This is a genomic window from Enterococcus durans NBRC 100479 = LMG 10746 (assembly GCF_001544215.1).
Classification (GTDB): domain Bacteria; phylum Bacillota; class Bacilli; order Lactobacillales; family Enterococcaceae; genus Enterococcus_B; species Enterococcus_B durans.
Genome location: NZ_BCQB01000071.1, coordinates 1 through 10,317 on the forward strand (window position 1 = coordinate 1; position 10,317 = coordinate 10,317).

Annotated in this window: 10 protein-coding genes and 2 pseudogenes; 2 read left to right on the forward strand and 10 right to left on the reverse strand. The window is 36.9% G+C overall.

Annotated features, from left to right (window positions below; all coding sequences use genetic code 11):
• The 10 genes and pseudogenes from ED2_RS13290 to lacA form a co-directional block, all read right to left on the reverse strand.
• A pseudogene (locus tag ED2_RS13290) lies at positions 1-309 on the reverse strand (zeta toxin family protein); the annotation flags it as partial.
• A gap of 385 nt (positions 310-694) precedes the next feature.
• Positions 695-1,594 (reverse strand): aldose 1-epimerase family protein, encoded by a 900-nt coding sequence (locus ED2_RS13295; RefSeq protein ID WP_002345823.1) that lies wholly within the window; start codon positions 1,592-1,594, stop codon positions 695-697.
• Positions 1,595-1,614: 20 nt separating this feature from the next.
• Positions 1,615-1,888 (reverse strand): annotated as a pseudogene (locus ED2_RS16160) (DUF3884 family protein).
• Between the two features lie 22 nt (positions 1,889-1,910).
• Positions 1,911-3,317, reverse strand: coding sequence for a 6-phospho-beta-galactosidase (gene lacG / locus ED2_RS13300; RefSeq protein WP_002290548.1), 1,407 nt, complete (start codon positions 3,315-3,317; stop codon positions 1,911-1,913).
• Between the two features lie 141 nt (positions 3,318-3,458).
• Entirely contained in the window at positions 3,459-5,165 is a 1,707-nt protein-coding gene (locus tag ED2_RS13305; protein ID WP_060789882.1) for a lactose-specific PTS transporter subunit EIIC, read from the reverse strand.
• Positions 5,165-5,482, reverse strand: a complete 318-nt coding sequence (locus ED2_RS13310; protein WP_002290550.1) for a PTS lactose/cellobiose transporter subunit IIA — start codon at positions 5,480-5,482, stop codon at positions 5,165-5,167. Before ED2_RS13310 ends, ED2_RS13305 begins: the two co-directional genes overlap by 1 nt.
• A 27-nt stretch (positions 5,483-5,509) precedes the next feature.
• On the reverse strand, positions 5,510-6,490 hold the full coding sequence (gene lacD, locus ED2_RS13315) for a tagatose-bisphosphate aldolase (protein WP_002290551.1): 981 nt from the start codon (positions 6,488-6,490) through the stop codon (positions 5,510-5,512).
• A gap of 2 nt (positions 6,491-6,492) precedes the next feature.
• The gene (gene lacC / locus ED2_RS13320) at positions 6,493-7,425 is read right to left on the reverse strand and encodes a tagatose-6-phosphate kinase (protein ID WP_005878821.1); all 933 of its coding nucleotides are present in this window, start codon (positions 7,423-7,425) and stop codon (positions 6,493-6,495) included.
• A 10-nt stretch (positions 7,426-7,435) separates the two neighbouring features.
• On the reverse strand, positions 7,436-7,951 hold the full coding sequence (gene lacB, locus ED2_RS13325; protein ID WP_002345825.1) for a galactose-6-phosphate isomerase subunit LacB: 516 nt from the start codon (positions 7,949-7,951) through the stop codon (positions 7,436-7,438).
• 16 nt (positions 7,952-7,967) lie between these two features.
• On the reverse strand, positions 7,968-8,393 hold the full coding sequence (gene lacA, locus ED2_RS13330; protein ID WP_002290555.1) for a galactose-6-phosphate isomerase subunit LacA: 426 nt from the start codon (positions 8,391-8,393) through the stop codon (positions 7,968-7,970).
• A gap of 488 nt (positions 8,394-8,881) precedes the next feature.
• Between lacA and ED2_RS13335 the strand changes: the two genes are divergently transcribed.
• Both ED2_RS13335 and ED2_RS13340 read left to right on the forward strand, forming a co-directional pair.
• Positions 8,882-9,649, forward strand: coding sequence for a DeoR/GlpR family DNA-binding transcription regulator (locus tag ED2_RS13335; protein WP_002345826.1), 768 nt, complete (start codon positions 8,882-8,884; stop codon positions 9,647-9,649).
• A 4-nt stretch (positions 9,650-9,653) separates the two neighbouring features.
• Positions 9,654-10,317: HAD family hydrolase (locus ED2_RS13340; protein ID WP_060789883.1), on the forward strand; the 664-nt coding region annotated here is incomplete at its 3' end.

A 10,317-nucleotide genomic window follows, 5' to 3' on the forward strand; every position in this document is an offset into this window, starting at 1 on the left:
TTCCAAGAAGCCCGTTTTATGAAGGGTTTCTAAATTGGTCGGTAAGTTTTTGACAACAATATCATGCGCTTGTTTTGGTGTTGCCCTAGCTGTCATTGGATCATCTGCATACATAGTTTCATACCGTTCAATTGTTCCTAAATATGAGTTGATTTTAGGTACTGCCATGACATACATTTTTGTTTCATAACCTTTGGCTTGAAGCATTGTTGCGGTTTGAATAGGAACGTCTGTTGTTCGTCCTGTTCCTTCAATCACTAAATTATAGCCTTGATCGCTTAAACGGCTAATAAGTGCTTCTGTCATACGAACATAGTTGATTTATTCACCATACTTCCCATTACATCGTAAAACGCTATATTTAAGATTTCAAACAACAATTTTAATAGGAAGAAAACTTCATTTTTCCTCTTAGTTCTATAAAAAGTGTGGCTAATTTGAGGCAAAATATTAAATTAAATTTGCCACAAATTAATGGCTCCACTATTATTTTAAATCAAGAAGTAGTAAATAATCTTATTTTTTTACTACCAGACTGTCTTTAGATATTAGCTTTTCGTCACCCACTACAGTTGACATAGACCCACAAAAAACTTAAAAACCTTGCGATGTAAGACTGGCACGGAGAAGACCAATCTATCATCACAAGGTAAGAGTATTCAAATCTTATTGAAGACTCAAATAATAACAAATTTTAATTAAGGATAGTAATATCATAGATTTTTCTAGAAGTTTCTTGAGGTGAAATTTTCGTTACCTGTCTTTTATCTTCTAAGAAATTACCTTCTTCAAGTGAAGTGGAGAGACCACTCCAAGGTTCCAAAGCAATGAATGGACTTTTATTAGTTGTAGACCACAGAATCAAGTTCGGAAAATCATCAAAATCTACTCGAAGACCTTTACCAGACTTCCTTGACCGAAGCGTTACGCTACGAGACTTGAGCTTGTCAAGTGTAATGGCATCATGGGAAAAAAGTGAGTAGTCCAAATCGAGAATCTTTTGATTTTCCAAAAAAGGTGTCCGATCTTGCAAATCTAATAATCCTGTCTCAGGAAAACTCTTTGGTATCGAGCAAGACTCAACCTCACTAAATTCAATATAATAATCCTCATAGTTTTCACCTTCTACTAAAGGACAATTGAATGCTGGATGGGCTCCAATAAAGTAAGGCATTGTTTTTTCCATTTCCAAGTTCGTTACCTGAAATTCGGTTCTAATTGATTTACCATTCAAGGTATAAACAACTCTCAGTTCAAACTGATATAGGTAATTATCAAGCATCTCAGCATTTGGTTTAATACTAAAGGTCACGCTATTATCGTTGACTTCTTCCAGAATAAATTCTTCTTTTCGAACAAAACCATGTCTACGAATAAGACCTGTAAAAAAAGGTCTTTCTTGAGGTCTATAAATAGCCCAATCATTTCGTAAACTACCACAGATAGGAAATAGAATAGGCGCCTGTCCATTCCAATAATTTGGATCAGCTTGCCAGAGATACTCTATCCCATCCTTGTCTTTAATCGAAGTCAGTTGACCACCAAGTGTTTTAAACTGAACAGTAAGATACTCGTTTTTTAATTCGATAGTCACAACTAATTCCTTTCTTTTTATTATTGGAAAGGCAAATAATTTACCTCGAAGTGAATAGTCTCACGTATTTCTACATCGTGTGATTGTAAAAATTCCCATTCAAATGCTGATAACTCTAAATCAGAATGGCAAATCCACTCTTTTCCAGTTAAAACATACCATTTACCACATTTTAGCAACGGGGGTAGCTTCAAGCTCAGGAATCATAGGACAATCTTCGAAACTAACAATATATACCTTTTCAAAGCCTGGTCTAAATAAGTGTTGTACTTTTTCTAAAGTATCGGATAACAATTTTTTACATTTTCAAGTAATATTACTCTATCACTTGAGTTTCTGCTACTTTCTTATACCAATGAGCTGATTTCTTAGGATAGCGTTCTTGCGTGTCAAAGTCTACATAGAATAGTCCATAACGTTTTTCGTATCCGTTTGACCATGAGAAGACATCCATAAGTGACCAGATGAAGTAACCTTTAACATTTGCACCATCCGCAATTGCGTCTGATAAAACTTCCAAGTGTTTCTTCACGTAATCAATACGACCATCATCATAAACGGTATTATCTACAAACTCATCTTTGTATCCAAGACCGTTTTCAGTGATGTAAATCTTCTTGTAGTTTGGATAATCATTTTTCACTCGCATGATTTGGTCATACAAGCCTTCAGGATAAATAATCCAGTCCCAATCCGTTCTAGGCACATAATCTGGTGCGATTCGGCGACCAACACCTTTAATCTGGTACTTAGAACTTCCTTTTTCACCCTTACCATTGTGAATGATTTCAGTCTCACCATCAAAGGCTTGCATCCAATCACTCATGTAGTAGTTGATACCAAGGAAATCGTTCAAATCTTTAGCTGCTTCAAGTGCTTGGAAGTCTTCATCACGAAGATCAAGTTCTCCACCATTTTCAGCTAGGATGTGGTTGACCCCTTCCATCGTTTTATCTGAATAGTGTCCAAGGTAGGTTGCATCCAAGATAAATTTGTTATGGATGATATCTTCTAACTCAGCGGCACGAACATCTGCTGGATTTTCTGGATCATAAGGGTATTTGGTTGGCAACGCATGTACTACACCAATTTCGCCTTTATAACCTTTATCTTTATACAATTTCACAGCACGTGCATGAGAAACCATCATATTGTGGTGTGATTGGAAGACTTTGGCAAGATCATATTGAATGCCTGGAGGGAATTTACCAACCAAGTATTGACCATCTCCAATTGGGCCAATTTCATTGAAAGTTGTCCAGTAGTTTACTTCTGGGAACTCTTCAAAACAGAAAGCGGCATAATCTACAAAGTGTTCTATATTTTCGCGGTTTAAGAAATCTCCATCTGAGTGAAGAACTTCTGGTGTGTCAAAGTGGTGCAAAGTCACGAATGGCTCAACATGACGTTTGTGGCACTCGGCAAAAAGATTATGATAGAATTCAACACCTTTTTCATTTACTTCGCCATAGCCAGTTGGGAAAATACGAGACCAGGCAATTGAAATACGAATACCATTAACGCCATATTTTTCAGCTAATTCTAAATCAACAGGATATTTATGGTAAAAATCACTTGCAGGCTCTGCTGTGTACCAATAATTGTCTTCAAGATACTTATCCCATGCAACTGGGCCTTTACCATCCGTGTGAGTCGCACCTTCTGCTTGATAAGCAGCTGTAGCACCACCAAAAATAAAATCTTTAGGAAGTGTTTTAGTCATAACTATAAATCCTTTCAAAAAAAGCATTTGAGACGATATTCTGAGTTCCGGAAACCAAGGAAATGAAATGAAATGATATGGTTAACAATATTATAAGGAACTGAAAGAATAATCTCGTCTCAAATAACTTTTACAAATTTATTAATCAAACTGTTGTTGAACAAATGCAAGAGCACCTTGTCCATCACGTGTCAATTTGATATATTGAGCTCCTTCAGTTTTTGCAAGTTTAATGCCCAATTTATCTGTTTCAGCCTTCATATCATCGAAGTTTGAAGCGACCTGTGGAGCCAAGATAACCAAGTCAAACTCTGGCAACATTTCACGGTGAGCACCATAACCACCCGCTGCCGCTTTGACTGGAACATTGTATTCTGCTGCTGCTTTGTTCAAGGCATTGGCAAGCAAGCCACTTGTACCTCCACCTGCACAAAGAACAAGGACATTAGTTTCTTTTGTGATATTATTGTTTGCTGCTACATCTTCTTTAGCAACGCCTGCTTTTCCAAGAACGGCATCTGCTTTAGCAGTATTGAAGTTTGCAGCTACTTTTTCTTTAAGAGCATCGTTTGTTTTACCAGAACGTTCTTCTTCAAGAATTTGTTCATCGTATACCTTAACAAATGGGTAATAAATGATAGTATCAACAACTACCAAGAGTCCGGCTAAGATAAATGATAGAACTTGGAAGTTAGTACCGAGTACAATTCCCAACGGACCAGGAGTAACCCATGGAAGGTTGGCAGAGAATGAGTTCATGTTCAATGTGTCAACAAAGAATTTAAAGATCCAAACGTTGACAATCGGAGCGAAAATGAACGGTACAAAGAAAATCGGATTCAATACGATTGGTGCACCAAATAAGATTGGCTCATTAACCCCAAAGAATGTTGGAACAACTGAGGCACGTCCGATGGCACGGTTACGTTCTGATTTACAAATCCACATGAACAAGAATGGAACAATCAATGTAGCTCCTGTTCCACCCATGGTAACAATAAACATTTGAGTACCAGAAGTGATAACTTTATCTGCATGTTGTCCAGCTTGGATAAGATGCAAGTTGGCATCGATATTGGCATAAGTGATAGCAGCGATTGCTGGTTCGACAATTGAAGGACCGTGGATACCAACAAACCAGAAGAAGGCATAAGCACCAAAGATAAGTGTAATTCCAAGGTAACCATCTGCAGCTGAGAAGAGAGGAGCAAGAAGGGTACCGATTGATTCTGCAACGGTTACACCAAGAGTTCCCTTAACAATGAGTTCAAATCCATAAAGGAGAACAACCGATACAGTGAATGGAATCAAGTCTTTAAATACTTGAGAGATATTTGGTGGAACCTCTTCAGGCATACGAATAGTAACATTATTTTTCACACAGACCTTGTAAACATTAACTGTCACAAAGGCTGCAATAAATGCTGTCAAAAGACCTTTTGTTCCCGTGAAGGCTGTCAAGAAGCCTCCTTCTTTTGCAGGCTCAGCTGCCATCAAAAGGAACCCTACCATAGACGCTAGCATCGTAGATAAGAAGTTAATCTGATTGGTCGCAGGTAGGTCACGGTTCATTGAGTCCGTCAAAGCTTTAGCGGTAGTACCACCAACAAAGAATGCTAGGATACCCATCGAATAGCTATAAGGAGTCATCAAGAAGGTCTCAATGTCTTTTGACCAGTGGAATCCCCAAGCATTTGGGACATAGGCAATAAGGATAAAGACAGATGAGAAAAGGATGACTGGCATACCAGCGATAAATCCATCACGAATAGCACGAAGATAGATGTTTCGAGAGATTTTCTCAAAGAACGGTTTCCCTTTCTCAATAAGTTCAATGAGTTTATGCATTATTTTGCTCCTCTTTTATAAAGTTCGATGAGGTGATGAATCACATCTTTTAATAAGACAGTAGTCATTAAGTGATCCTGACCATGCATCATGGTAACGCTGTATGGAAGTTCCTCCCCAGAAGCTTCTCGAGCCAACATAGCTGTCTGAGAATTGTGAGCCTCTGCAATACAGCTTCCTGCTTCTACTACAAGACTATCTGCCTTAGCGAAATCACCATTTTCAGCCGCTTTAAGCGCTTCTAAAAGTTTAGAGCGAGCATCTCCAGCATAAGCAACAATTTCAAACCCTAAGAGAGTCATCTCTTCTCTGTTCATAACAATATCCTCCGTTTTATGTTTTTACTATACTTTATCAGTCCATGGACTAGCTGTTTTAACAAGAACTTTGTTAAGTTCATCAATATTTTCGAATCCAGTAGTACGCAACCATTCACGTGCTGCTTTTTCACCTTCTTTGATGTAAGGTTCTACAGATCCTGCCCAAGTAGCACGTCCACAAAGTACACCATTAAACTTGGCACCTGAGTCGTGAGCAAATTGCAATGTTTCTTGGAACAATTTAGCAGATACACCTGCACTTAGGTAGATGTATGGAAGGTTAGTCGCTTCTTCTTGTGCTTTAAAGAAGTCAGCAGCTTCAGCTTTACTGTAAACCACTTCACCATCAGCAAAACCTTCGACATATTTAACGTTAACTGGTACTTCTACTTTAAGAACATCAATGTTAAAGCGTGGATCAGAGAAAACTTTCATCGCTTCAATGACTTTGCGAGGTTTCACTTTTGCATATTCAACAGAACCTGCATCTGAGATTTCTTCATCATAAGCAAGGATTTCCAAGAAGAAAGGAATATCTTCAGCGACACATTCAGAACCAACACGTTCAATATAAGCTTGTTTTTGTTGGTTAAGTTCATCTGAGCTGTCTACATCATAGTAAAGCAAGAACTTAACGGCATCAGCGCCTTGCTCTTTGATACGTTTTGCAGACCAAACATCCAAGCAGTCAGGCAAACGTTTTGTACTTGATGTATCATAACCTGTTTTTTCATAGGCAAGAAGAAGACCTGCTTCTTTATCCAATGCTTTTGTTGCTGGAAGTCCATATTCAGGGTCAAGCAACATTGAAGAAGCGTATTTTGTAAGTTCATCAGCAACCAAAACCTTTAGTTCTTCCATTTGAGCTACAGTTGGTTCTGTATCTTGATACTGTGCCATCAAACGTTTCAAAGCACCACGTTGGTCAAATGCCAAAGCTGAGATAACACCGTTTTTATCTGAAATTTTTTCCAAAGATTTGCGTTTCTGTTCTGTAAGTACCATTTTTATACCTCTTTTACTCCAATTTGTGAGTTTAGTGTTTCGTAATTAGTCATATTCACATGCCCTGTCATTGTTTCTTGAGCATTTAACATACCCAATGTCATCGCATGTTTTAATAAGTCAGCGTCACTTTTTTTACTATTTAAAGCTGATGCAATACCAGCTACCGTTGAGTCCCCTGATCCGACTGGATTAACAACTGGGATATCAGGAATATCTACCTTATAGAAAACATCACCAAGTTTTGCAAAGGCACCGTTTCGACCTAATGAGACCACTATCCATTCGATACCACTAAAAAGTGACTCTTTAAGAACGTCTTTGAGTTCTTCAATATCTTTTGTTACTTCTTTTCCAAGCAACTGTGAAAGTTCCTCATTATTAGGTTTGATGGCAGTAGGTTTAGCCGACGATTTTAGAACTGTTTCAAGAGGTGCACCTGAACAATCCAAAACGACTGCTACTCCTTCATCCGAAGCAAGTTGGATAAGTTTTTCATAATAATCGTTGGGAAGTCCTGAAGGTAAACTTCCTGAAATTGTCACAACTTCTGATTGTTTAATAAGATTGCTATAGTGGTCAAGAAAGCCTTCTGCTTCTTCATGAGAAATTGTTGGTCCTTGTTCCAAAATTTCTGTTTGGTTACCCTCGTGTAAGATAGCAATACAGTTTCTAGTGTTTCCTGAGATTTTATAAAAAGCTGGACTAACAGGTGATTGTTCTAATTCGCTTTCAATAAATTCACCAATTTTACCACCTAAGAAACCTGTAGCAGTAACTTTATCACCAGATTCATACAAGACTCTAGTAACATTTAAGCCTTTTCCACCAGCTGTCTTACTAACATCTTTCACCCTATTCACTGTATCAATTTTCAATGTTTCTAGAGGATAAGAGATGTCTACTGAAGGATTTAGTGTGACTGTCAGAATCATTTGTTATACCTTAATCGTGGTAGTCACCACGGTCCCATCTTTCAAGGAATTCTGTAAAGAAATCTTCATCTGCTTGATGTGCATTATGTGTTTCAACGTGTTCGATTTTTGCAATCAATTTTTTATTTTCTTCTGTTGGTTTGTACTCAGCTTCAATGAAAGCTTCAATGATGTCATTCATAAGAAGACCACCAGTAATCATTCCACCGAAACCGATAACATTCGCATTTAACTCTTCTTTTGCATATATAGCTGATGTCATATCACGAACCAACGCTGAGCGAACACCTGGAACTTTATTGACTGCATTGTTAATGCCGACACCTGTACCACAGATACATACTCCCAAGTCTGCTTGACCACTTACCACTGCTTCACCGACTTTTTTACCATAGATAGGGTAGTGAGTACGTGCGTGGTCATATGTCCCGAAATCAAGGACCTCATGTCCTTTTGATTTCAAGAATTCTGATACTGCCATTTTTTCATCTGTGACAATGTGGTCACATCCAATTGCGATTCTCATTCCTTAACTCCTTTTCTTAACACATCTTATTAAGCATATCTACTCGGATTTGATGACGTCCGCCATCATATTTACCATTGACGAAACCTTTAGCGATGTTTTTAGCAAGCTCATCACCGACGATTTCAGCGCCAACCGTAATCATTCGTGAATTGTTATGTCCACGTGTCATATAAGCTGAGCGTTCATCTGAAACTTCTGCTGCAACCATACCTTTAATTTTAGTTGCTACCATGAATGGACCAGCTCCATAAGCATCAATTACAATACCTAAGTTTTGCTCATCTTTATTTACTTCAGAGGCAACTGCCAAGGTAACATCAACAAAATCTTGTCCGTCCTTAGTCACATCAATTACCTCAAAACCTTCTTCTACAAGAAAATTTTTCACAACATCTTTTAATCTCGTACCTTTGAGATCTGCACCAACAACAATAGCCATTTTGACCACCTCCTAAATTTTAGAAAGAAATGCTACGTAGAAGTAGAAAACATTTTGCAAAATGCTCGAAAAAACGTTTTCATCATTTCTTTGTTCATATAATATCAAACATTCAAACAAAAAGCAACACCTTTTTGTTTATTTTTTATTTTTTTTATTTGTTTTTTTAAAAAATAGATAACACCGTTAAATTATTGTTCATTTTTGTTCATTTAATCCATCACAAAATGGACGTGAAATATCTATTCAAGTATTACAAAAGTCTTTTACTTTCTATAACTTACTGATTAAGAGGTCCTACTTTATTTTCGTCTTATACAAAATCTGACCTAAGCTAATATACGTCAATCCTCTGTTCTTATTTCATCATCTAACATTTATTTTTGTTTGAAATTGTTTGTTTTACCTTGAAAATATTGTCTTTTATGATACAATTAAAAGAGAATTATCTTTGGAAAAAAATTACTTTATGAAAGAAGGGTCTTCATATGAACAAAAAACGACGATTAGAAAAAATTTTAGATATGTTAAAGATTGATGGGACCATAACCATAAAAGAAATAATAGATGAACTAGATATTTCCGATATGACAGCCCGTAGAGACCTTGATGCTCTAGAAGCTGATGGACTTTTAACACGTACTCATGGTGGTGCACAATTGCTTTCCTCTAAAAAGCCACTTGAAAAGACACATATCGAGAAGAAAAGTCTAAATACAAAAGAAAAAATTGACATTGCTAAAAAAGCCTGCTCTTTAATCAAAGATGGCGATACTATTTTTATTGGACCCGGAACTACACTTGAACAACTGGCATTAGAATTGAAAGGTCGTAAAGGTTATAAAATTCGTGTCATTACAAATAGTCTCCCTGTGTTCTTGATTCTAAATGATAGCGAAACCATTGATTTATTGCTTCTTGGCGGTGAATATAGAGAAATAACTGGAGCTTTTGTAGGTTCAATGGCTTCGACAAATTTAAAAGCAATGAGATTTGCCAAAGCTTTTGTTAGTGCAAATGCTGTTACCCATAATTCTATTGCTACATATAGTGACAAGGAAGGTGTGATTCAACAACTTGCCCTAAACAATGCTGTAGAAAAATTCTTATTAGTAGACAGTACTAAATTCGATCGATACGATTTCTTTAACTTCTATAATCTAGATCAACTCGATACCATCATTACAGATAACCAGATTAGCCCTCAACACTTAGAGGAATTTAGCCAGTACACTACTATTTTAAAAGCGGACTAGAATTATGACTTATAAAAATATTGTTTTTGACCTTGATGACACTCTTTATGACCATCAACTCCCCTTTAAACGTAGCGTTGAGAAATGTTTTCCAACGATTGATATCCAACAAATAGATAACATTTACAAACGTTTCAGATATTGGTCTGATGTTGCTTTTCCTAAATACACGAAAAAACCCATCAGTATTGAGCAGCTTAGAATTTTTCGCTGTCAGAAGACTATGGAAGAATTTGGCATCGATAGTATTTCTAGGACAGAAGCTCTAGACTTCCAAGCTGACTATGAATATGAACTCGATCAGATTACGATGATTCCTGAGATACATCAACTACTGCTGGCTCTACATAAAAACCGCATCCCAATAGGTATTCTAACTAATGGCCCTGTTGACTTACAGAGTCGAAAACTCCAAAATATTGGTGCCTATCAATATTTTGAAAAGCAAAATATCATCATTAGTCAGTCCACTCACGGAGGAGCTGCAGAAAATAGCTATGAAGGTAATGTAAAAAACTTACAAAGTTACCGAAATGTCCAATTATCTAAAAGGGCTATAGAAATTCTTAAAGAGGAAATTGAGTTAAATCACCAACATATAAGATTCAATCCTGATTATAAAGATAATGGATGGATTTTTACTTCCAAAAGTCGTCATAAACCTGGAA